Source organism: Brumimicrobium mesophilum, assembly GCF_003025005.1.
Taxonomy (GTDB): Bacteria; Bacteroidota; Bacteroidia; order Flavobacteriales_D; family Crocinitomicaceae; genus Brumimicrobium; species Brumimicrobium mesophilum.
Map to the genome: position 1 here is coordinate 121,476 of NZ_PVSS01000003.1, position 24,447 is coordinate 145,922.

Annotated in this window: 23 protein-coding genes; 12 read left to right on the forward strand and 11 right to left on the reverse strand. The window is 34.2% G+C overall.

Annotated elements, in window-relative coordinates; all coding sequences use genetic code 11:
• Nucleotides 1-52: 52 nt before the first annotated feature.
• From C6368_RS03960 to C6368_RS03975, 4 genes are all read right to left on the reverse strand, one after another.
• The gene (locus tag C6368_RS03960; RefSeq protein ID WP_107037881.1) at nt 53-1,264 is read right to left on the reverse strand and encodes an aspartate aminotransferase family protein; all 1,212 of its coding nucleotides are present in this window, start codon (nt 1,262-1,264) and stop codon (nt 53-55) included.
• A gap of 108 nt (nt 1,265-1,372) precedes the next feature.
• On the reverse strand, nt 1,373-2,332 hold the full coding sequence (locus C6368_RS03965; RefSeq protein WP_107037882.1) for a transketolase family protein: 960 nt from the start codon (nt 2,330-2,332) through the stop codon (nt 1,373-1,375).
• A complete protein-coding gene (locus tag C6368_RS03970) occupies nt 2,332-3,684 on the reverse strand; it encodes a vWA domain-containing protein (protein ID WP_107037883.1) in 1,353 nt (450 codons plus the stop codon). The genes C6368_RS03965 and C6368_RS03970 overlap by 1 nt, the downstream gene beginning before the upstream one ends.
• Nucleotides 3,685-3,717: 33 nt before the next feature.
• Nucleotides 3,718-4,560 carry a transketolase gene (locus tag C6368_RS03975; protein WP_107037884.1) on the reverse strand — a complete coding sequence of 281 codons (843 nt, stop codon included), beginning with the start codon at nt 4,558-4,560 and terminating at the stop codon, nt 3,718-3,720.
• A 109-nt stretch (nt 4,561-4,669) separates the two neighbouring features.
• Here C6368_RS03975 and prmC point away from each other — a divergent pair, with 109 nt between their 5' ends.
• The 7 genes from prmC (at nt 4,670) to C6368_RS04010 (ending at nt 11,643) form a co-directional block, all read left to right on the forward strand.
• Nucleotides 4,670-5,518 carry a peptide chain release factor N(5)-glutamine methyltransferase gene (gene prmC, locus C6368_RS03980; protein WP_107037885.1) on the forward strand — a complete coding sequence of 283 codons (849 nt, stop codon included), beginning with the start codon at nt 4,670-4,672 and terminating at the stop codon, nt 5,516-5,518.
• A gap of 44 nt (nt 5,519-5,562) precedes the next feature.
• Nucleotides 5,563-7,578, forward strand: a complete 2,016-nt coding sequence (gene ligA / locus C6368_RS03985; protein WP_107037886.1) for an NAD-dependent DNA ligase LigA — start codon at nt 5,563-5,565, stop codon at nt 7,576-7,578.
• Nucleotides 7,579-7,766: 188 nt separating this feature from the next.
• Complete coding sequence (locus C6368_RS03990; protein ID WP_159038426.1) at nt 7,767-8,207, forward strand: hypothetical protein; 441 nt, start codon at nt 7,767-7,769, stop codon at nt 8,205-8,207.
• Nucleotides 8,207-9,079 carry a 4-hydroxy-tetrahydrodipicolinate synthase gene (gene dapA / locus C6368_RS03995; RefSeq protein WP_107037888.1) on the forward strand — a complete coding sequence of 291 codons (873 nt, stop codon included), beginning with the start codon at nt 8,207-8,209 and terminating at the stop codon, nt 9,077-9,079. The genes C6368_RS03990 and dapA overlap by 1 nt, the downstream gene beginning before the upstream one ends.
• Before the next feature lie 158 nt (nt 9,080-9,237).
• Nucleotides 9,238-10,248, forward strand: a complete 1,011-nt coding sequence (locus C6368_RS04000; protein WP_107037889.1) for a DHH family phosphoesterase — start codon at nt 9,238-9,240, stop codon at nt 10,246-10,248.
• Between the two features lie 5 nt (nt 10,249-10,253).
• Complete coding sequence (locus C6368_RS04005) at nt 10,254-10,772, forward strand: FKBP-type peptidyl-prolyl cis-trans isomerase (RefSeq protein ID WP_107037890.1); 519 nt, start codon at nt 10,254-10,256, stop codon at nt 10,770-10,772.
• Nucleotide 10,773: 1 nt separating this feature from the next.
• Nucleotides 10,774-11,643 (forward strand): FKBP-type peptidyl-prolyl cis-trans isomerase, encoded by an 870-nt coding sequence (locus C6368_RS04010; RefSeq protein ID WP_107037891.1) that lies wholly within the window; start codon nt 10,774-10,776, stop codon nt 11,641-11,643.
• Between the two features lie 921 nt (nt 11,644-12,564).
• Here C6368_RS04010 and C6368_RS04015 read toward each other — a convergent pair.
• A complete protein-coding gene (locus C6368_RS04015; RefSeq protein WP_107037892.1) occupies nt 12,565-13,836 on the reverse strand; it encodes a chloride channel protein in 1,272 nt (423 codons plus the stop codon).
• Nucleotides 13,837-14,119: 283 nt separating this feature from the next.
• Nucleotides 14,120-14,746 carry an outer membrane beta-barrel protein gene (locus tag C6368_RS04020; protein WP_107037893.1) on the reverse strand — a complete coding sequence of 209 codons (627 nt, stop codon included), beginning with the start codon at nt 14,744-14,746 and terminating at the stop codon, nt 14,120-14,122.
• Nucleotides 14,747-14,916: 170 nt separating this feature from the next.
• On the opposite strand from C6368_RS04020, the gene C6368_RS04025 reads away from it, so the two are divergent.
• From C6368_RS04025 to C6368_RS04040, 4 genes are all read left to right on the forward strand, one after another.
• Nucleotides 14,917-15,438, forward strand: a complete 522-nt coding sequence (locus C6368_RS04025) for a lipocalin family protein (protein ID WP_107037894.1) — start codon at nt 14,917-14,919, stop codon at nt 15,436-15,438.
• 648 nt (nt 15,439-16,086) lie between these two features.
• Nucleotides 16,087-17,799: a T9SS type A sorting domain-containing protein gene (locus tag C6368_RS04030; protein ID WP_107037895.1), complete on the forward strand. Its 1,713-nt coding sequence runs from the start codon at nt 16,087-16,089 to the stop codon at nt 17,797-17,799.
• Complete coding sequence (locus C6368_RS04035; RefSeq protein ID WP_107037896.1) at nt 17,765-18,679, forward strand: hypothetical protein; 915 nt, start codon at nt 17,765-17,767, stop codon at nt 18,677-18,679. The genes C6368_RS04030 and C6368_RS04035 overlap by 35 nt, the downstream gene beginning before the upstream one ends.
• Nucleotides 18,672-19,085, forward strand: a complete 414-nt coding sequence (locus C6368_RS04040) for a hypothetical protein (protein ID WP_107037897.1) — start codon at nt 18,672-18,674, stop codon at nt 19,083-19,085. Before C6368_RS04035 ends, C6368_RS04040 begins: the two co-directional genes overlap by 8 nt.
• Before the next feature lie 140 nt (nt 19,086-19,225).
• Here C6368_RS04040 and C6368_RS04045 read toward each other — a convergent pair whose 3' ends face one another.
• The 5 genes from C6368_RS04045 to C6368_RS04065 form a co-directional block, all read right to left on the reverse strand.
• The gene (locus C6368_RS04045; RefSeq protein ID WP_107037898.1) at nt 19,226-19,597 is read right to left on the reverse strand and encodes a hypothetical protein; all 372 of its coding nucleotides are present in this window, start codon (nt 19,595-19,597) and stop codon (nt 19,226-19,228) included.
• A 9-nt stretch (nt 19,598-19,606) separates the two neighbouring features.
• Nucleotides 19,607-19,906: a type II toxin-antitoxin system RelE/ParE family toxin gene (locus C6368_RS04050; RefSeq protein ID WP_107037899.1), complete on the reverse strand. Its 300-nt coding sequence runs from the start codon at nt 19,904-19,906 to the stop codon at nt 19,607-19,609.
• Nucleotides 19,906-20,124: a hypothetical protein gene (locus tag C6368_RS04055; RefSeq protein WP_107037900.1), complete on the reverse strand. Its 219-nt coding sequence runs from the start codon at nt 20,122-20,124 to the stop codon at nt 19,906-19,908. The genes C6368_RS04050 and C6368_RS04055 overlap by 1 nt, the downstream gene beginning before the upstream one ends.
• A 430-nt stretch (nt 20,125-20,554) precedes the next feature.
• On the reverse strand, nt 20,555-21,946 hold the full coding sequence (gene lpdA / locus C6368_RS04060; RefSeq protein ID WP_107037901.1) for a dihydrolipoyl dehydrogenase: 1,392 nt from the start codon (nt 21,944-21,946) through the stop codon (nt 20,555-20,557).
• A gap of 381 nt (nt 21,947-22,327) precedes the next feature.
• Entirely contained in the window at nt 22,328-22,570 is a 243-nt protein-coding gene (locus C6368_RS04065; protein ID WP_107037902.1) for a hypothetical protein, read from the reverse strand.
• A gap of 161 nt (nt 22,571-22,731) precedes the next feature.
• Between C6368_RS04065 and C6368_RS04070 the strand changes: the two genes are divergently transcribed.
• The gene (locus C6368_RS04070; protein WP_107037903.1) at nt 22,732-24,441 is read left to right on the forward strand and encodes a M61 family metallopeptidase; all 1,710 of its coding nucleotides are present in this window, start codon (nt 22,732-22,734) and stop codon (nt 24,439-24,441) included.
• Nucleotides 24,442-24,447 lie beyond the last annotated feature (6 nt).

A 24,447-nucleotide genomic window follows, 5' to 3' on the forward strand; every position in this document is an offset into this window, starting at 1 on the left:
CAGCTTGAATCTGAGGAATATTCATTGATTCACCAATTCATTAGCTCGAGTGTTACCTGTTGGCTTCATAGTTCAACATAGACATGACCTCAAGTATAATCTCAATAGCTTTCTCTGCTTCTTCAAAACTCAAAGTCAATGGTGGGCTTAACCTAAAACTTTCTGGATGAGACAAGAACCAAAATGAAATTAAACCTCTTTCCATGCATTTCATTACTATTTCGTTGACTATTTCAGCATTTTCCATGTCGATAGCAAACATGAAACCTATTCTTCTGACTTCTTTAACTAACTTTTGTTTCAAGAGTTCATCCTCTATGAATTGGCCTATTCTATTCACTTCATCGTAATCAATTTCAGATAAGACTTTTAAACCGGCTGCTGCAGCTGCACAAACGACAGGGTGTCCACCGAAAGTTGTGATATGGCCAAGAATAGGGTCGTGACTAAAAAGATCTAATTTATCTTTACTACTCACCAAAGCTCCAATAGGCATTCCACCTCCAAGTGCTTTCCCAAGGGTTAAAATGTCTGGAACAATTCCAGCATGTTCGAAAGCAAAATTCTTTCCTGCTCGACCTAAACCACATTGAATTTCATCAAAAATAAGTTGAGTTCCCGTTTTATCACATCTTTTGCGTAATGCTGTCAAATATTCGGTTGAAGCTTGACGAACTCCAGCATCTCCTTGAATTGTTTCTATAAATACACCTGCTGTTTTATCTGTAATTAGTTCTAAGTCTTCAATCACGTTGTGACGAATAAAATTCACCTCAGGAAGTAAAGGTTCAAATGGTTTTTTCTTTATTTCTTTACTCGATAAACTTAAACTCCCATTTGTACTTCCATGATAAGCTCCGTAGCATGAAATTATTTCTCTTCTCTCAGTAACACGTTTTGCTAATTTTATCGCGGCCTCGTTGGCTTCCGTACCAGAATTTACAGCATAGACTGAATTTAAAGAGTCAGGTAGAATTGCAGTCAATTGTTCTGCCATTTCTAAAGGAGCATCTTGAATAAACTCACCATAGACCATGACATGCAGATGTCGATCAATTTGCCCTTTTAAAGCTTTTACAACTTCAGGATGGTTGTGTCCAATATTGTTTACCGCAACTCCAGCGATCATATCTAAATAAGATTTTCCTTGCTTATCATAAATGTAGTTTCCTTTCGCATAATCAACTTCGATTAGAAAAGGAAATGGACTTGTTTGTCCTTGGAATTGCTTGAATTTTTCAGTTGAGCTTAAGGTGTTTTTCATCAGAAATGTATTTATTGGCTTTCAAACAGAGTTAAACTTCTAAGGAAGTTAGGGCAAAAAAAACAGTCCTCTGGAAATAAATTCCAAAGAACTGTTTAATTATAAGTATTATTTTTTGCGTGAGATCGCTTTCTTAGCTGCAGCAATCACATCTGCTGTGTCGATATTGTATTTTGTCATTAATTCATCAGGCGTTCCACTTTCACCGAAAGTATCATCAACTCCAACAAATTCTTGCGGAGTAGGAGTGTTTTTTGTTAAAACTTGCGCAACAGAATCACCCAATCCACCGTTGATCATGTGTTCCTCAGCGGTAACAACACAACCCGTTTTCTTAGCTGTTGCCAAAATTGCTTGTACATCCAAAGGTTTGATCGTGTGCATATTGATTACTTCCGCATCGATTCCATCTTTTGCCAATTCTTGTGCCGCTTCAATTGCTTTATAAACCATGTGTCCACATGCGATAATTGAAACATCTTTTCCTTCGAAAATTGTATCTGCTTTTCCAATAACGAATTCAGCGTCATCAGCTACGAAAATTGGAACTTTAGGACGACCAAAACGAAGGTAAACTGCTCCATCTAAATCAGCGATAGCTTTTGTAGCTTGTTTTGTTTGATTAAAATCTGCAGGAACGATGACTGTCATGTTAGGCATCATTTTCATCATACCAATATCTTCCAATATTTGATGTGTTGCACCATCTTCACCAAGTGTTAAACCAGCGTGAGAAGCACAAATCTTTACATTTTTCTTGGAGTAAGCAACAGATTGACGAATTTGGTCATAAACTCTTCCTGTTGAGAAGTTTGCAAATGTTCCTGTGAAAGGAATTTTCCCACCAATTGTCAATCCAGCAGCCATGCTAATCATATTAGCTTCAGATATACCAACTTGGAAAAAACGATCAGAAAAATCATCTTCGAAAGCATTCATTTTTAAAGATCCTGTTAAATCAGCACAAAGTGCCACAACATTAGGATGAGATTTACCAAGTTCGTGTAAACCTTCTCCGAATCCGGAGCGTGTATCTTTTTGGCCTAAAATATTGATTTTCTTTTCCATTATAAATTTATCGTTACTGTTTTGTTCGAATATACGTTAAAATCTTTTTGTTTAGTGTAGCTGGTCGATTTCATATCTGCTTGTCTATAAACCACCATATATTTACCTGGTTGAAGGATAAATGTATTGCTATTTGTTTTCTCATCTAAATCACAAACCCATTCAAAAATGTTTTGGTCTTTGATTTCAAAAATTTGAGCTGTGACAATTTTATAAGCTTTAAAGTTAACAATTCCGGGAGCATCAATAGAGACTGTGTTTAATGAACTTTGATCTATCTTAATTGATCTATATCTCCGTGGAAGTGTTAGAATTTCTAATTCATAATCACCAACAATATAGTCTTGTATTTGGTCAAATTTCTGAACATTCAAAGTGTTAACTTTTCCTTTTTCCATCACACGTACATCAACAAAGTTATAGCGCGTAGGTTGATCAAAAACGACTTTTAACTTACCTTGTGGTGCGGGAAGTACAATTGTATTATGTGTGTTTTTATGAATTTTAATTCCTTTTTTTATTTGTTGAGGTAAAGTCTTTACAAATAAATCATATTGAATACTGGGGTCCAAAATTATAGTATCAGGCAATTTTAATTCATTCAAAGTATGCACATAAGTGTACTTTAAATTTCTAGTGCCTGCTTCATATAAATTCATTGTTACATCTGTTTCCAGCGGTTTTCCGTGAATAGTATTCAAATTTATTTGTACAGTTGTATTCACTAGGGCTTTATCAACTACATTTTTAAGTACCGCCTCGAAAGCCGCAGGATCTTCTGCAGATTTATAATTCCCATAACAATCGAAATGTGATAAGTAAGACATGTCTAAACCTAATCCAATTACGAAGGGACTAATTGTAATTCCTTTTGCACGGAGTTTATCTGCAATTACACACGGTTCATCATCACAAGCTTCAACACCATCTGTAACCAGAATAATTACATTTCTAGCCTTACGATCAGGGAAATCATCAGCTGATTGTTCCAAGGAACGAGCAATTGGAGTTGTACCTTTTGCGCGAATAGTTCTTAATCTACCCAGCACAGCATCATGATTGTTCTTGGCGAAAGCAACTTCTAATTTTGTATCCGCACAATCTTGATAATTGGCTGTAATTGGAGACTGGTGTCCATAAACACGTAAAGCAATTTCCAAGTTAGGAATGCCTCTTAAACTATCTACGGAATTCGAGATGATCCGTTTAGCAGTGATAAATCGAGATTCATTACCCCATTTTTTATTCATGGAATTTGAAGCATCAAGGATAAAAAGTATACGCGTCAGTTCTTCTTGTGAATAACTAAATCCAGCAAGACTAACAAATAACGCAATAATTAACTTTTTCATTCTTAACTTCTTTTCGCTTAGCGAATCTTCAATTTAGTAATCTCCTAATGTCATTTCTAATTGATTCAAAGCGCTTTCTAATTGCTCAGTATTTGGCGCCGATCCATGCCATTTATGAGTTCCAGTCATATAATCAACTCCTTGACCCATCTCAGTTTTCATTAAAACCATAACTGGTTTCCCTTGTCCACATAAAGATTGAGCTTCTTCATAAGTAGAAATTAATTCTTCCATATTGTGACCATCAACTTCTAATGTTTCCCAACCAAAAGCTTGCCATTTATTCTTTAGGTTTCCTAATGATAAGACATCTTCAACATCTCCATCAATTTGGCGACCATTATAGTCAACCGTAGCAATTAAATTGTCAACACCTTTTGCAGCAGCATACATGGCAGCTTCCCAAATTTGACCTTCTTGCAATTCTCCATCACCCATCAATACATAAACATAACGATCGTCATTGTTTAGTTTTTTGGCTTGTGCTGCTCCAATTCCCATTGAAAGTCCTTGACCTAAAGATCCTGAAGCTGCGCGTATTCCAGGTAAATCATGATCTACACTTGGGTGTCCTTGTAGACGAGAGTTTAACTTTCTAAATGTTGCTAACTCTTCAACAGGGAAGTAATTTGCACGCGCTAAAGCACTGTACCAGACTGGTGAAATATGTCCATTTGAAAGGAAAAATAAATCTTCACCTTCACCGTCCATGGTAAAGTTTTTTGGATCTTGCTTTAAAATTTTGTGGTACATTACTGTAAAGAAGTCAGCGCAACCTAAGGAACCTCCTGGGTGTCCAGAACTTACAGCGGCTACCATTCTTACAATATCTCTTCTTGTTTGTGAAGCGTATTGCTCCATTTTTTTAATATCCATAGCTAATTGTGACAAATTGTTTTGAATTACAAATCTAGACTTAATTTAGAATATTTTAGTAGAACTAGCCCTTAATTTATTACTACTTTTACACAAAATATTGAATGTTATGTATACTGTAAATGAAATGTTGATTCGATTTAGCGAAAATCTAAACGATCAATTTAATTCCCGAGAAAAAAGACAGATTGCAAAAATGTTCATGATGCATTATATGGATCAAGACGGTACAGATTTGTTATTGAATAAAAATCAGAAAGTTCCAGAAGAGATTATCAAACAATTGGAACAGGCGATAAAAGAAATCAATAGTGGAAAACCTGTTCAATATGTAATGGGGGCTGTCTATTTTTATGATTTAAAGTTAAATATTGACCGACGTGCTTTGATTCCACGTCCTGAAACTGAAGAATTAGTAGATTGGATAGTTGAATTATGGAAAAATAGAAGTCCAAAGGTTTTGGATGTTGGAACAGGTTCTGGATGTATCGCTTTAGCAGTAAAGGATAACATTCCTAGAAGTAATGTTTTTGGTGTAGATGTCATTCAAAACGCGATAGATTTAGCGAGTGAAAATGCCCAAAAATTAAATATAGATGTCACTTTTGACTTTGCAAATGCTTTAAGTCTAAATACTTATTCACGTTATAAATGGGATTTAATTGTTTCGAATCCTCCTTATATTCCATTGGAAGAAAAAGCAGGAATGAAGGATCATGTTTTAGATCATGAACCAGGAACAGCGTTATTCGTTCCTAATAATAAGCCTTTACTTTTCTATAAGGCGATTTCACTTTATGCAAGAGATCATTTAGTGCCAAAAGGAAGTTTATTTTTTGAGGTACATGAAGAAATGGCCAAAGAGGTTGAAGAAGTACTCCATTTTTATGGATTTACTAAGGTTGAGATTCGTAAAGATTTACAAGGCAAGGACAGAATGATTCATGCACAATTTTAAGAAATAAGGTTAACCGATCCGCAGTTTTATAAAACCGAGTAATAATGAACATTAAAGAGGCGACTACAAGGATTGAAGATTTATCAAAGGAATTAAATCTTTACAATCATCAATATTATATAGAAAACGTTTCTGAAGTTTCAGATTTTGAATACGATCAGCGATTGAAAGAATTGCAAGATCTAGAAGAAAAGTTTCCTGAATTAGCTTACCCAAATAGTCCAACAAAAAGAGTTGGAGGAGATATTACAAAGAAATTTAATACCGTTAAGCATGAATATCCTATGCTTTCATTATCAAATTCATATTCTGAAGAAGAGATTATTGAATGGGAAAACCGTGTGAAAAAATTGGTTCATGGACAAGTAAACTATGTTTGTGAATTGAAATATGATGGAGTTGCTATTGGGATTCGATATGAAAATGGAGCTTTAGTTCAAGCAATTACACGTGGGGATGGTACTCAAGGGGAAGATGTTTCTGCGAATGTCAAAACAATTCGCACTATTCCTTTGCATCTTAAAGGAAATTATCCAGATTTATTTGAAATTCGTGGAGAGATATTTTTTCCTTTGGAATCTTTCAGTTCCTTGAATAAAACAAGGGAAGAAAATGGGGAGGAACTTTTTGCTAATCCAAGAAATTCAGCTTCTGGAACTTTAAAAATGCAAGACTCTAAAGTTGTTGCAGAACGAGGTTTAGATTGCTTTTTGTATGGAGTTTATGGAACAGACCTTCCAGCTGAAGGACATTATAACAGTGTTTTAAATGCCGGAGAATGGGGATTCAAAATTCCAACTCCGCAAAAGAAATATTTAAAAAAGACAGATTCTATTGAAGGAATTATGGAGTTTATCCATTATTGGGATGAAAAACGTGCTGATTTACCCTTCGAAATTGATGGCGTTGTGATTAAGGTTGATGATTATAGTCAACAAGAGGAATTAGGAAATACAGCAAAATCTCCGCGTTGGGCAATTGCTTATAAATTTAAAACAGAACAGGCCAGTGCCGATTTGGAAGCGGTGACGTATCAAGTGGGAAGAACTGGTGCAGTAACTCCAGTGGCTAACCTTTCACCAGTGGCATTAGGAGGAACAATTGTTCGCCGTGCTTCTTTATACAACGAAGATCAAATTAATAAGTTGGACCTTCATGAGAATGATGTTGTTTATGTCGAAAAAGGAGGAGAAATTATACCTAAAATAGTTGCCGTAGATTTAACCCAAAGAGCTGAATCAGCAAAGAAAGTTGAATTTATTTCTGTTTGTCCGGAATGTGATTCTAAATTGCAGAGATTAGAAGGTGAAGCACATCATTATTGTCCAAACGATTTAGGATGTCCACCTCAAATCACAGGTCGAATTATTCATTTCATTTCTAGAAAAGCAATGGATATTGAAGGAATAGGAGCTGAAACAGTGGAACAATTATTTTCGGAAGGATTGATTCATAACAGTGCTGGTTTGTATACATTAACATTTGATCAAATCGCAGGATTAGAAAGAATGGGAGATAAATCAGCTAATAATTTATTAAAAGGACTTGAAGAATCAAAGAAGATTCCATTCGAAAGAGTTTTATTTGCTTTAGGAATTCGCCATGTTGGTGAAACTGTCGCAAAGAAAATAGCCAAAGCATTAAAAAATATTGATGCCATAAAAGCAGCAACTTTTGATGAATTAATCGCAATTGACGAAGTAGGAGAAAAGATTGCAATTTCGATTCAACAACATTTCTTACAAGAAGAGAATAATCAAATTGTGGCCGGATTGAAAACAGCTGGCTTGCAATTCGAAATAGTAGAAAAAGAATTGGATAGTGCTGTTTTACAAGGAAAATCTATCGTTGTTTCAGGAGTTTTTCAAACACTTTCTAGAAAAGAATTAAAAGAAGCCATTGAAGCAAACGGAGGAAAGAACGTGGGAAGTATTTCATCTAAAACTACGTTTATCGTAGCGGGAGACAATATGGGACCAGCAAAACTTGAGAAAGCAGAAAAGCTAGGAGTTGAAATATTATCGGAAGCGGATTTCATAAAATTGATTAAGGGGGAATGATGAGTTTGACTTTTGCTTTGACAGGCTCAGGCAACGGGGTAAACATTGGGTGACTGAAGCTGTTTATGGCACGGAAATAACCGTAGACACGATTGGTAAATTTAGCGCAGCGATTTCATGACCAAAGGGAGTAATCGACCATTCTAGCGTAAATGCAATTAGAAGATTTAAAAGAATTTAAAATAAAAATGAAGAAGAAAATTATCATAATTTCTAATTGGAAAAATAAAGACGACTTTCACAAATTGAAGGGCAATGTAGAGAACAACCTTGAAAATATTGAGTCTTTTTTCTATCTAATGATTACAGATAATTCTAAGAAAATAGAAGATTTACCGCAAATTCAGAATTCATATTATCTATCCAAAAGAGATTTTAACCTTCTAGGGAAATTAAAGACACCAATGTTAAGAGGACTTTTAATGAATCAAAAAGAAGGCGTTTTAATTGTGGCACTTGAAAATGAATCTGCTTTATTAAAACAAGTTATAAAACATTCAAATTTGATGAGTATAGGTATAGAAAAAGAAACTTTACCTAACTTTGACTTATCATTTACTGATTCAGGACTAACTGGAGGAAAGTTGTTCACACAAATAAATAATTATTTAACCAAAATTCGATTATAATGCAATTTAAAGGAACGGGAGTGGCCTTGGTTACACCATTTACAACAGAGGGAAGTGTAGACGAGAAAGCACTAAGAAAATTAGTAGATTTTCAAATTGATAATGGAACAGATTTTTTAGTTGTTCAAGGAACTACTGGAGAAACAGCGACATTAACAGCAGATGAAAAAGACCTAGTTTTGGAAATAATAATTGACCAAAATAAAGGGAAGTTACCTATCGTTTTAGGAATGGCTGATAATTGTACTGCTTCTTTAGTTGAGGAGTTTAAAAACTTTGATAATGAGGGTGTTGATGGTTTTTTAAGTGCTTCGCCACATTACAATAAACCAAGTCAACGTGGAATTATTGCTCATTTTGAAGCAATTGCAGCTGTGACGAAAAAGCCGATTATTTTGTATAATGTTCCTGGAAGAACTGCAAGTAATATGACGGCAGAAACGACTTTAGCTTTAGCAAAAGTTGAAAATATTGTTGGTGTTAAGGAAGCTTCAGGAAATATGGATCAAGTGATGCAAATTTTGAAAAATGCACCTGAAGGTTTTGCTGTTCTGTCTGGAGAAGATGCACTTGCAATGCCTATAACGGCAATGGGTGGTCATGGTGTGATTTCTGTTGTGGCGAATGCTTTACCAAAACAATTTTCTACAATGATTAATGCCACTTTTGAGGGCGATTTGACCACTGCAAAAAATGAGCATTTCAAGGTATTAGATATCACTGATTCATTCTTCGCAGAAGGTAATCCATCAGGAATTAAATACTGCTTGGAGTTATTGGATATCGGAACGGAAGAAGTTCGTTTGCCATTGACAACGATTAGCAAGGAATTGAAATCAAAAATGAAAAGTCAATTGGCTTTGATTGATTAATTTTCGACTAGATTAATCATTTATGATAATTCCATAGGGGTAAATTATTTCAATCAGGAACAATTTGCCCTTTGAAAAAAATCACTATCTGAAATCTTCTAATTGATGGAAGATATAATTCAACCGAGGCCTGTTTCCTTGGTTTTTAATTAATACAAATGACAACATTCAACGAGCAAAATATTGCTCAAGTAAAAGAAATATTGAACGCTGCAAAAAGCATCGTAATCGTAGCACACAAATCACCTGATGGGGATTCGGTTGGAAGTTCTTTGGGACTTTATCACTTATTAAATAAGTTAGGATTAAAAGTTCATGTTTGTCACCCTGACCCCGCTCCAAATTTCTTAAAGTGGATGACTGGATTTGACGATATCATTGATGCTGAAACACGTTTCGATGAAGTAAATGAAAAAGTTGAGTCGGCGGATATCATTTTCTGTCTAGATTTCAATGCGATGAGCAGGGTTGGTGTTATGAAAGAAATGATGGTGAATAGTAAGGCCACGAAAATCATGATTGACCATCATTTAGATCCAACAGATGAGTTTGATATGGTGTTTTCTGAACCAGCATCTTGTTCAACTGCTCAATTAATTATAGACTTCATTGATGCAATGGGGAACATCGAATTGTTGGATGCCACTATTGGAGAACCACTTTACTGTGGAATTATGACAGACAGTGGGTCTTTCCGTTTTCCTAGTGTAACGGCTCATACGCATGAAGTTATAGCTAAATTAATGAAAGGTGGAGTAGAGCCTTATAAGATTCATGAAGCAGTTTTTGATCAAAATACTTTCGATAAACTGCGATTGAAAAGTTATGCTATCAACGAGAAAATGGAAGTTGTTGAAGATTGTAAAACAACGATAATCTCTTTAACCAAAGAAGAGCTAGAGCGTTTTAACTATATTAAAGGCGATACTGAAGGTTTAGTGAATGTTGGTTTATCGATAAATGGAATTAAAAAATCCATATTTTTAACGGAAGGTGATGGAATAATTAAAATTTCTTTTCGTTCAAAAGGACAAGACAACCCTATCAATGTTATGGCAGGAACATACTTTAACGGAGGAGGGCATGCCAACGCATCTGGAGGAAGATGGGATGGTGATATGGACGAAGCAATCGCAAAAATTAAAAGTGTATTGCCAGAATTTAACTAGTTAACATGAAACAATTTATTCTTATCGCAGCTTGTATTGCCTTGGTTTATTCTTGTACAGAAAAGCCTAAGGAGAAACCAGTAATTCCACATTGGTCAACAGAACATTCTACCACAATGAATGAGCGATTTATCAAAGAAGATGAAATTAATATTCGATTATATCTCAACCAACGTGAAAATTGGGACATGAATGAATCTGGTTCAGGATTACGCTATTGGATATATGAAGATGTTGAAGGTCCAACTGCCGAAACTGGTGATAGAGTAGATGTTAAATTCCAAGTAAAAATGCTGAATGATTCTTTACTTTATGAAACAACAGGTAAAGAAGTAAGTACTTTTAAAGTTGATAAGGCAGATATTGAAACCGGAGTTATGGAAGGAATAAAATACCTTTCTGAAGGAGATAAAGCAAAACTGATTATACCCAGTCATATTGGACATGGTTTATTGGGAGATTATAATAAAATTCCACCACTACAAGTTTTAGTGATTGATTTAGAATTGGTTAAAATACATTAAGATGAAGATTTTTTGGACGGTTATTCTTGTTGGATTAACAACAGTTTCTTGTGATATTAAAGGAGTAGAATCTTCAAGTGAAAAAGAAGTTGGAAATACTAAAAGTTTGATTCAAGAAGTTGAAAACCAAACGGATTCAATAAAGAAACCAGTAGAGGTAGTTGTTGATAAACCGAGTGATTCTTTAATCTTGGATAATGGAATTATAATCACCTATTTCAAAAAAGGAAAAGGGGACAAGCTAACGAAAGGTGAAGTTGTAAAAATTGATTACCGAGCAAAATTAGAGGATGGAACAATTTACGATGGAAATCATTTGGTGAAAAAGCAGACAATTCCATTTTTGGTTGGTTGGAATCAGCAAACTTCTGGTTGGGATATTGCGATGCAAGAATTACGAGTTGGGGATGACGTTGATATTTTCTTACCGGCTAAATTCGCTAGAGGGAAAAAAGGAATCAAGGGAGTAGTTCCACCAAATGCCAATAATATTATTTCGATGAGAGTGAAGGAGAGATTTGAACCAACATCTGAGGTTGATGGTGTACAAATTTGGAAATACGATGAATTGAAAACACCAGGCGATTCTGTCGAAATAAATGACAAGGTAAAAATCAATTATTGGGTAAGTTCTGAATCTAAGCCACGCTATAACAATAGCTATATGACTGGAGAACCTTTCACAATTACAATTGGCGATGGGAAATATATTTCTGGATTGAATAAAGCATTGCAATTCGGAAGAGAAGGTGATCGATTAATGATTCTCATTCCGTCAAAGGAAGCTTTTGGCCAAGAAGGATTAATTGAGATGGTAAAACCGGGTGAGGATATTTTTTATGATGTTCAGATTTCGGAAATTTTGAAATAATTACGAATTACGTTTTACGAATTTTGGATTTCGAATTATGCTTTGAAAGCTTATTGTTAGAATAACATTTGCAAAGGATGACAGGATTTATAGCATTAGGTCAAAAAAAATACACTTAAGCGCAATTTTTCCTATATCTATAATATTAAAATATTTTGGATTAAAACTTAATTGAAATTCCTCCGTTCATTAGCCCACCATCCCTGTATTTAACAGAAAAATGAAGACCTACTTTTTCATTTAAGTAATATCTCATTCCTGCACCAGGGCTTATAGAAAGAGGAGGTTGTGAATTATTTTGAAGTCTTGGTAAAAAGTTAGGATCATTTTAAGTTATGGTTCTTTTGCTCGCGGTTATTCCAATTTCAACGGATCCATACAGATCAAACTTTTTGGGGTTTGGTAAAAAATGATAATTGAAGGTAGTTAAATGAGTGAATTGACTCAAACTGTATTTTTTATGTAATAACCTTCTTCCACAGTGGCGTGGCGTACGCATTCAAATAACTGAAGTCCATCCCAATTCCTATTCTATTTCCGAACATTTACTCACCTCTCAAACCAACAGTTCCTAATCCTTTTGTATTAAAATTAGATGTTTGAAAATTACGTGCTGTCAAATAAGGACTATAATAAGTATCCAATATTAAATCCCCTTTATTAAGGCTCTGAGCGTTTAAGGTATTGCAAGCGGATATCAATAAGAATCCGATAATAGTAAGTTTTACAATTTTTTTCCAGCTGTTGAGTTTAATTAGTAATTGAAAAACATTAATGACAAATTAACAAAGCTTCTTACTATCAACATATTAAATTATGACAATTTACTCTAAATCAAAGTTCAACCTTCACATATTTAGGGAGTTGTGAATTAATTAAGGATTAAAACAATTTTGACAATGCAATAAACATTTATCACTATTATTTTTCTTCTCTCAATTGCGCTGCAATAAATGGTAATTTTGGTGCTAAAAAATACCCTGTCAAACTTGCAAAAAGTATTGGGATTAAATAAGTGAACCCTGTTAAAGTGGCTATAAGAATTGTTGTACTCATTGGTGTTCTAGTTACTGTGGAATTAATTGCTGCCATTGAACAAATAATCGCTAAAGAAGCATTAATGTCTGGGAATATTTCAACGATAATTAACCCAATTGTTGCACCAACAAAGAATAAGGGAATTATAAACCCACCTCTCCAACCAGAAGTTACTGTGATTGAAATAGCAGTTATCTTAAAGAATAAAATAGCAAGTAGCATCCAAAGTGTGTTTGAAGTGGAGAGCAATTCATTTACTTCATGATGACTGAAATAGCGAGTTATTGGGAAAGCATACGAAATCAGTCCTAAAATTGTACCCCCAATCATCATTTTAATGTAAATCGGCATTTTTTTCAATTCGAATATTCTTTTAAACCCTTTAGTGAAATAGATAAAAAACCATCCAACAGCTGCAGCAACAATTCCATAAAGTACAGCTAAAATAAAGTCGAACATTCCTTCGTATTGGTAAATAGGCACTTCCCAAACAGCTCCTAATCCTAAGCTAATGATAAATGCGAAGACGATATAACTAAATAAACTAGAAACAAGTGCAGGTGTAATGGCTTTATAATATTGAACGACATGTTTGTGGTGTAGAATTTCCAAAGCAAATAAACTTCCACCAAGAGGAGCTCCGAATAGCGCTGTGAATCCAGCGGCCATTCCTGCGATACTCATGGATCGTAATTCTTCACCCTTTAATCTAAAAATCTTCCCTAGCCAAGTTCCGGTAGAACCTGTTACTTGAACAAGTGGAGCTTCTGGTCCCAAACTTCCACCGGATCCAACACATAAAAGTGAAGATAAAATCATTGAAGGATTGCGTTTCGGTTCAAGTTTTCCTTTATTGAAACGTATGTTATTTACAATAAGCGAAATCTCTCCTGGATCTCCGATAAAATGAATTATTAGTCCAGCCAATAAACCTGAAATCGCCATTGTAGGAACAACTAACCATCCTTCAAATTGTCCAAGAAAATGCATGACAAATTCTAGTGTAATCCAATAGATACCTGCAATTAATCCTCCCATTAATCCCAACAAAGCCCACAAAAAGAATGTGCGACTGAAAAGAAACGGATTAAACTTGATAGGTTGATCTAAAATATTCAGATAATTAACTAGTTGTCTTCTACTTTTTAATTTCACGTTATTGGAATTTTATATAAGGTTTTGCAAAAGTAGGGAATTACAAAAGTGCCTATAAATTTTTTCATTAATTTTTCTCTTAAAATTTACATGGTTAGAAGGTTCTTTAAATTAGGTCGTATGGTAGTGGATCTAATAAGAAATCTTACTTCAATTAAAGGAAGGAGTTGATTAAGAAAAAAAATACTCATCAAACTATTTGATGAGTATTTTTAATTTTTGAGATGCATTTTAACTCTTGAGTATTACTAGAGTACAATACTCAAAAAGTTGATTAAATTAGTTAAAGCTTAAATGATAATCCACCATTCAATAAACCACCTTGTCCAAGACCAATTCCTAGATTAACTCCAATATTCTCATTAAAGAAGTACCTCATTCCAACACCAACCCTCGCAGCCACCGGGAAAGGTGAATTGAAAGTTACAGTACCAAAGTCTGGATCTGTACTAGAAGAACCAAATGTTCTATTTCCATAACCAGCACCAAGCGTGAAATAGGCATCAAAATTGTCTGAATTTTCTACAAAATGATAATTGAATGTGACCATAACACCTAATTTTTTGGTGTTATAGTTGTATTCATAAATTTGAGATTCAGAACCTTCTCCAAAATTGTCATTTTCTTGATAAGTGATTTTAGTGTTAGAAAATCCAATATCCACTCCAACTCCTACTTTATCTGCAACCATATATTCTCCTCTAATTCCCAATGGTCCGACTCCACCAACGTTCAAATTTAATTCTTGTCCTGAGTTGGCATAAGAAGTCTTAAAAGCTATTTTGTACAAGTTTGGAAATCCATAATATACATCAATAATTTTATCTCCCTCGCTAAAAACTTGTGCGTTAGTAGTGTTAATTGCGAACATTGATATCAAACCAATGAGTGTAAGCTTCAATTTTTTCATAATTTTCAGTGTTATTAATTTTAAACAAGTATAGCAATATTAATACCATTTTTTCCATAGTTTGAAACTTATTTTATTAATTTCAAAATTGTAGGAAATCACTATGGAATTCAAACTCAAAAGTGAGATAATTTGAATGACTTAAATTAATTTTGAACTATATTTATTGAATGAAAACAATTGGATTAGCATTATTGGTTATAGGATTATTCGGATGTGCATCTATTCCGAAGAAAGCAGAAGCCGTAAAACAGTTTGATGCAGAAAAATACCTTGGAAAATGGTATGAAATAGCGCGGTTTGATTTTCGTTTTGAAAAAAACTTAAACAATACGACAGCTGAGTATTCGATAATGGACAATGGAAAAATTAAAGTCTTAAATAAAGGATATAATTACGTTGAAAAGAAATGGACTTCGGCAGAAGGGAAAGCCAAGTTTGTAAATGAGCCTCAAACAGCCATGCTCAAAGTTTCCTTCTTCGGTCCGTTTTATTCTGGCTACAATGTTATTGCTTTGGACGACGAATATAAATATGCTTTAGTCGCCGGAGAAAGCTTAAAATATTTATGGATTTTGTCAAGAACTCCGACTATTCCAGATGAAATTAAAGAAAAGTACCTTCAAAAAGCACAAGAGATTGGATATGAAACAGAGGATATGATTTGGGTGGAACATGATGCTAATGATTAATTTTAAATGATTAATGCGATTTGGGTGGTTAAATTATGAATTTGTTTGGTGTTAAAACTCTGCTTCGAAGTTATTGGGGTTATGTAATTCATAAATTCAATGTAGAAATCTGATTACTATCGGATCCTTGTCACTATGAATGCTTTTGTGGGACGGTTGAATAGAGAAATCAAAAAAGAGATCCCTCGTCGCTATGCTCCATCGGGATGACGATTCATGAGGATGAAGTATCAAAAAAGGGAGAAAAAGATGAAGCGTAGCTTCATCTTTTTCTCCCTTTTTTGATGTTAAAATTAACCGGTTGTCATTCCGAAAATTGCTTGAAATCTATGATTTTTAGGGATTGAGGAATCTCTTTTTCTTAGGCCAGATGCACAAAATGTTCATATTTTAGATGTTTTTTTGGTCAACTTATAATTAAAAAAGCCACATACTCGAGTTTACACCAATAATATCAATTAAGATAGTAATGAAAAATGTGGGGTTAAATTATGAAAATCACACTTTTTGGATTCGGGTCAAATTGAATTGTTTAGACCTCTTCCATAGTTCGCTAAGTTTTGTGATAGAATGAGTGGCTCTGCGTAATTATCAATTTTCAATTGTTAATTATCAATTAAAAGCCTTGAATTTATCTACTTTTGTAACATGAAGTATTTATTTATTCTATTTATCGCGTTTTCAACTTTAGTTTCGGCTCAAGATGAAACATTGTCTATCGTTTCATACAATTTATTGAATTTCCCAGAAGGAAGAGATGATTGTGGTTCGAATACTGTTGTGCAGAATAGAGCGGATACATTAAAGAAAATCACTGATTACCTTCAACCTGATATTTTCGTTGCCTGCGAAGTACAAACTCAAGCAGGGGTAAATGCAGTTTTGAATGATGCTTTAAATGCCAACGGAAATTCAAATTATATCGCAGCAAATTTTTATGGTAATGGTTATTTACATAATGCCATGTTTTATAATTCCGATAAATTAGAATTAAAAAGTCAACATACAGTTACGAGCTCACCGCGTGATATTGATCATTATGTTTTGTATTTAAAAGATCCAAATTTGGGTGTGTTTTATGATACAACTTTCATTGAAGTTTATATGATGCATTTGAAAGCGGGGAATTCTAATGCCAATGAAGCCGACAGGGATTTACAAACCCAAGCTTTAATGACCTATATGGAAAGTCGACCAACGGATAGAAATGTGTTTTTCTGTGGAGACATGAATGTATATAGTTCGAGTGATGATGGTTATCAAAATATGATTTCTGGACCATCAGCGATGCAAGATCCGATTAACACACCTGGAAATTGGAATAATAGCTCATCTTATTCATTGATTCATACACAATCTACAAGAACAAGCGGGAATTTTGACTGTGGTTCTTCAGGAGGAATGGACGATAGGTTTGATCAAATTTTAGTTTCTCAAAACGTAATGAATAATGGTGATAACGTTCAGTATCAATCTGGAAGTTATAGAGCTGTTGGGAATGATGGAAACCATTTCAATTCAAGTATGATTTCAGGATCGAATAGTTTATACCCAACAAATGTAGTTCGTGCTTTATATTATATGTCCGACCATTTACCGGTAGAATTAAAAGTCGATGTTACTTATCCAACAAGTAATGGTTTGGCTTTAGTTCCTTCTCAAATAAATGTTTCCTGTAATGGAGGCAATGATGGAGAAGCGACGATTACTCCAAATATGGGACAAGCTCCGTATACTTTTCAATGGGACGCCAATGCGAATGACCAAACAACACAAACGGCAACAAATTTAGCTGTTGGACTTTATTGTGTTACCGTAACCGATGCTTTGGGAGAAGTTGATGATTATTGTATCAACATAGTTGAACCAGAGGGAATGACATTTAATACTTTTATTAATCCAGATAATTCAGGTACTTGCATTGGGAATATTCAAGTTTTAGTTGGTGGAGGAGAAGCTCCATACAGTTATTCGTGGACCGATTTTCCTTCAAATAATACAGCTGTAGCTGAAAATTTATGTGTAGGAACGTATGAATTAACAATTACAGATGCGAATGGCTGTGAATTGGTAATCAATCCAGAAGTTGGAGGAATCGTAGGATTAGCTTCCGAAGTTATTGGAGTGCAAGAAAACAAAATATATCCAAATCCAGCGAATGAAAAAATTACAGTTTCAGCAAGCGAAGAAATAATTGAAGTTGCTGTCTTTTCTATAACAGGAAAACAAATTAAAGTTCCATCCCAACAAATTGATTCTAATTTAATTACCCTAAATATTGCACATTTAGCCCCAGGAACGTATCTTGTAAAACTAAAAATCGGTGATGGTTGGTTCAACTCAAGAGTTAGTGTTTATTAGTGGGTGTCGTTATGGCTTCCAAGGTCAGGAAATGGATGATGAGATTAAAGGCGAAGGAAATAGTGTGAATTATAAGTATAGAATGCACGATCCGAGGGTTGGAAGGTTCTTTGCGGTGGATCCTTTAGCAAGTAAATATCCATATAATAGCCCTTACGCTTTTAGTGAGAATAGGGTGCTTGATGGAGTGGAACTTGAAGGTTTGGAATGGGAAACCATAAAGGATGAATCTGGTTCAGTTTCTGAGGTAAAGGTAAATGCACAACTCAATATTGTAGGTGAAATGCCCGAAGACTTTGACCTTGGTTCTTACAAACAAAATGCTCAAGAGCAATTTTCTAAACTCATTTATATGTCATCTTATTTAGCTACAGGAAAAGGTGTAAAAGGTACGTTAACATTTGATCAACCTGTTCCAGAAGGAAGTAGTGCGATTGTTCCAGGAGTAGATCTGGAAATGACACCTGCCCAATGTTCTGGACGATATGAAATAGGAGGTATGACTTTTGATGATGATATTGTTGTTGGAGCGGTTTCTTCAAACGGTTTAGTAAAAGACTATCAAAATATGGGGGATGAATTGTCACATGAATTAATACATACACTAAGATTCCCCGATTTATGGCAGGTTTCAAATTATACCCAAGATTCAGAGTTAGTAATGGAAAGTATGAGCAGTTTTCAAAGTACGGAAAATACTAATAAAAATATGATACGAAATATTATGTTGTATTCTTTTCAGACTATTGATGGACAATCAAAACCAAAGTCATCCTACCCACTCTTGACACCACAAATGTATACGAAAGTTATTGAAGAAATTGAAATTCAAATGACGATAACAACGAACGTGAATAGACTAAAATACTATTATGAATGACATGATTAATATAATTTTCGCACTATCCTGTTCACTATTTTTTAATCTAACCTATAGCCAAGACAGTGATGAGGGGTGTGTAAAAGACAGTACAAATGTTTACCGCCTAGTAGAAAAAGATGCAGAGTTAATTGGCAATAGTTTTCAAATATTTGTTCGCTCGGTTATTACTACTGATACTAAACAAGAATTGATTAAAGATTTGACAATAAATATGTTAATAACAAAGGAAGGAAAGGCAAAGATGCTGAGTATAGATGGAAAAAGTGACGTACTCAATCTTATGGAATATCAATCCTCACTTTGGACAGAAATAGAACTTAACACCAAATGGATTCCTGCTTTATGCCACGGAACTTATGTCGACAGCTATAAATCTGTTCATATTTACATAAGTTATAGATAGAATTGTACTCCCAAGTTGCAGCGCGAATAGGCAAAGCCACCTCTGCACACTCTACATCATTTCGCAACAAAAGAGTTCCAAAGTTGGTCCCCGCTCGTGCGAGATTCCATCTCGTTCGCGGGGCATTGATTGGATCTAATTTATTTTTTAAATCCTAAATCTTTAATAATAGGCTGAAATACTTGCTCTACAAGTATAGGTTTAAACATAAGTTTATCATCTTTCATAATCACACTAGACATGAAGGGATGGAAAGGCTTGGGTAGATCGGTGTAATAGATCGTACTTTGTGCATGAATTTTTCTATCATACGTTTCATTTATTCCATTAAAGAACTTTACTAGTGTATCAATAAACTCGGTGTCGGTACTCTCTGTTTTTTTCATTTGAGGAGGAAACAGAAATTTGGAATAATCATCTAAAGCAAGGAAGGTTAAAACATCTCCATCCTCAGCTGTTGGCGTAACAATACCAGTTATATAGATTACTTCGAAAGGTTTAGTAGTTTTCATGGCTGCGGTTTATTCCTTAGGATATTTCTCTGGATTTTGATAAGAGTTACGAATACCGTAAACAAAGACGATTTGTCTTTTTTCATCGAGAATATAATGAATAACGTAAGGAAATTTGTTAACGACTTTCATTCTAAAGTTGTCGTATCGAATTTGGTAATGAGGATTTTTCTTTAGATCGTTGAGCGCTACATTTACAAGTTTAATAAATCGTTGTCCAAGTTTTGGGTTAATATCTGAGTAATATTCGAAAGCTTCATCTAAATCAGCTTCTGCAGCATTGAATAAACGAACAGAAAAAGACTTCATTATTTGATTTTGAATTTTTTCTTTAGTTCATCCCAGTCTTTAAAATCCTCTTCTTTTGCATTTTCAAGGCGATTACGCATAAGCTCTTTCTCTGCTTCGGGTATCATAATGTTTTCTTCAGTAAACTCTTGAATGTTGATGTAATTAAGCGTTTTTAGGAACTCAATCAGCTTAGTTGCTTTCTTTTTATCCGTGATATTTAAAAGGAGTTGAGTCATGATGTTATTTATTTAGTAAATGCTTGCTTAGTATTAAAATGTTACTGATACAATTTAAAGCAAATATACGGCAAAAAAGTGCAACTAAAAACAAGAGAGTAATTTTGAAATAAAAGAAAAAACTAACTCCTTCATGGTCTCAGTCTATCGGGAGCTACGACAATTATAAGACTTGTCAAAGCCTTTTCGGGGATTAAAAATTATTTATTTACCAATTTGAAGATCATCAAAACAAAAAATAATAAAACCAAAAAAGCGAGAAACAATTAAGTTTCTCGCTTTGAAATATGTTTTTCTTAGTTAATTCTAGAGTTTGAAATAGAAAGCTTGCTAGCAAGGCGCTATTATTATAAAAATCCAAGGAGTTGACTTTTGTCAATGACTGCTTTTAAAAATATTAGCAACGCCGATAACAGGCTTTATATTCAGACTACAAATGGATAACTTCACCATACGCCGCAGCAGCAGCTTCCATAAGCGCTTCTGACATTGTTGGGTGAGGATGAACTGTTTTGATCAATTCTTCTCCCGTTGTTTCTAATTTTCTAACAGCTACTAATTCTGCAACCATTTCCGTTACATTCATACCAATCATGTGACCACCGAGTAATTCTCCGTATTTAGCGTCAAAAATTAGCTTCACGAATCCTTCTTTTGCTCCAGCAGCACTTGCTTTTCCTGATGCAGAGAATGGGAATTTACCGATTTTTAATTCGTAACCAGCTTCTTTTGCTTGCTCTTCTGTATAACCAACAGATGCAATTTCTGGTGAAGCATAAGTACAACCTGGGATGTTATTGTAGTCTAAAGGCTCTGGATTGTGACCAGCGATCTTTTCAACACACAAAATTCCTTCAGCACTTGCTACGTGAGCCAATGCTTGACCAGGTACACAATCACCGATTGCGAAATAACCAGGGATATTTGTTTGGTAATAATCATTTACCATGATTTTACCTTTGTCAGTTGCAATACCAACATCTTCTAATCCAATGTTTTCGATATTTGCTTCAATTCCAACAGCAGATAAAACAACATCACACTCGATGTTTTCTTCTCCTTTTTTAGTTTTGATATTTACTTTACAAGATCCGTCTTTTACGTCAACTTTCTCAACTGAAGAACTTGTCATTACTTTAATACCTTGTTTCTTTAAAGTTTTTGCTAATTCTTTAGAAACATCTTTGTCCTCAACAGGAACAATATTGTCTTGGAATTCAACAACTGTAACATCTGTTCCTAGAGAATTATAGAAATATGCGAATTCAATTCCAATTGCACCAGAACCAACAACTACCATTTTCTTAGGTTGAGTTTCTAATGACATTGCTTCTCTGTATCCGATAATGTTTTTACCGTCTTGTGGAAGATTTGGCAATTGACGAGAACGTGCTCCAGTTGCGATAATTACACCTTTTCCAGCTGCATACGTTTCTTTTTTACCTTCAGCGTCTGTTACTTCAACTTTCTTACCAGCCAAAACTTTACCAGTTCCGTTGATTACGTCAATTTTGTTTTTCTTCAACAAAAACTGAACACCTTTACTCATTCCTTCAGCAACACCACGACTTCTTTTGATAATTTTACCAAAGTCAGCTTTAGCATCTGATACTGTAATTCCGTAATCTTCAGAATGATTTAAATAATCAAATACGTTTGCACTTTTTAATAAAGCTTTTGTTGGGATACAACCCCAGTTCAAACAAACACCTCCAAGTGATTCTTTTTCTACAATAGCAGTCTTTAAACCTAACTGCGAAGCGCGGATTGCCGTAACATATCCACCAGGTCCACTTCCAACAACAATAATATCGTAACTCATATTCTTAGATTTTTCAATTTTTTCGTGATGCGAATTTAATGATTTAACCTTAATAATAGGAAAATGGAATGGAATTTTTGAAATGATGGATATGGTGGGGGAATTCCTAATAAAACTTATGATCGTCTTTATTAAAAATTAAGGTGACTATTTCAATATTGGATTGGTTGATTTTATATATCAAAGAGACATTCTTATGAATTACGCATTTACGAAGATTTCTATATTTGCTTGCTGGACAAAGATGGTTGTTGATAATTAATCTATCAAGTTAATTATTAGTGAGTTTCTCAAAATTAAGCGCAACTTCGATATTCCATTTTTCCAATATATCATCAATGATATTTTCATAAGCTAATTTTGATTCACTAGACCAAACAATCATTCCAACTTAGCATTTAAAATCTTCTCTCTGATAGAATTTCTCACATCTTGATCTTTATGGACGTTGTTGTTTTTAAGGTCATTTAAACCTCTTTCAATAGTAGCTTTACTTTCAATTCCAAGTTCATCCCACCAATCTTTCTCTTCTACCACTTCTACAAAATCTAAGGTTTTAAGATAGTTAATCAATGCGATTGCTTTTGAATCTTTTTCTAATATTTTAATGCTGTAGCTATTCATGATTTTATAAACTCAGTTTGATCTTCATTCATATGCTAATTTACACTAGAGTTTTGATAAAAACAAATCTAGATAAAATGCTGGTTTATGAAAAATAATTAGAGAGCTGAGCGCGACCGAAGCTCAAATTATTTTTAACTTTATCAAAAAAACAGATACCCATGAAATTCACTTTCGATATAAAATCACCTCAACAACAATACATTCAAATTACCGCTGAAATAAAGGTTGCTGGAAAGCAAACAATGGTTTATTTTCCCGCTTGGCGACCAGGTAGATATGAATTGGGTGATTTTGCGAAAAATGTAAATCATTTTCAGATATTTAATGAAAAAGGTGATGCTGTAAAATATCAAAAGACGAATAAGAATACTTGGATTGTTCAAACTGAAAACTGTGATAGCATAACGATAAAATACAGCTATTATGCAACAGATTTGAATGCTGGTTCCACATTTTTGGATGCGACACAATTATATGTAAACCCTGTAAATTGTTGTTTGTTTACCGACGAAACATACAACGATCCAATTCAAGTTCAATTGAACATTCCAGCAGATTGGGAAGTTGCACATTCTTTAAAAGTGGAAGAAAAAGCTTTTGCTGCAGCAAATTATGATGAACTAGTTGATTGTCCTTTTATTTGTTCTGCCGGATTACAAAAAACGTCTTTCGAAGTTGAAGGAACTACTTTTTATGTTTGGTTTAATGGTGAAGTAAAACCTGATTGGTCGAGATTAGAAAAAGATTTTAAAGCCTATACCGAGGCACAAATCAAAGCGTTTTCGAAATTCCCAACAGATGAATATCATTATTTGATTCAAATATTGCCTTATCAGACTTATCACGGAGTAGAGCATTCAAAATCTACAGTGATTACTTTAGGTCCAAGTTATGCTGTTTTTGAAGAATTGTACAAAGAATTATTGGGTGTGAGTTCGCATGAATTGTATCATACTTGGAATGTGAAGTCTATCCGTCCAAGTGAGATGGTTCCTTATAATTTTAAGAAAGAAAATTATTCGAAATTAGGATATATCGCAGAAGGTGTCACAACTTACATGGGAGACTTGATGTTATATAAAGGAGGAGTTTTCAATTTGGAACAATACCTCCTTGAAATGAACAAGCAAATCCAGAAACACATGGATAATTTCGGGCGTTTCAATTATTCTGTTGCCGATTCATCATTTGATACTTGGTTGGATGGTTATGTTGCAGGTGCTCCAGGAAGAAAAGTTTCAATTTACACTGAAGGTTGTTTATTGGCATTTATTCTTGATGTTCATTTATTGAAAAACACAAACAATCAGAAAAATCTAGATGATTTAATGAGAAATATGTACCTCAATTTTGGTGAAAAAGGAATTGGAGTTACGGAGAAAGATTACCAAAATGAAATTGAAAAAATAGCAGGAGTTTCTATGCAATGGTATTTTGACGATTATGTGAATGGAACAAAGGCCTATACTGCTTTATTAAAAGAATGTTTTGAATTGATTGGTTTAAAATACCATTCAGAACCGGTGCTAAGTGATTTTGGTGCATATTTAGGTGCTAAAATCGTGGAAGTAAACAATGAAACCATAATCGCAGCATTGTACCCAAGTGGAGCATTAGATTTAGCAGGAGCAATGGTAGGAGATAAGGTGATGTCAATTAATGATGTTGCAGTCAACAATAATGCAGACCGTTGGGCAAAATACTTTAGAAATGACAACAAGGAAATCGTTATCAATAGAAAAGGAGTATTATTGAAATTGCATTTAGCTGTTTCTGACACAGTTTATTATCAAAGGTATTTCTTAACACAATCTAAGGAAATGACAAAAGAGCAAATTGATACTTTTGATGGTTGGAGGAAAGTGTAGTTAAAT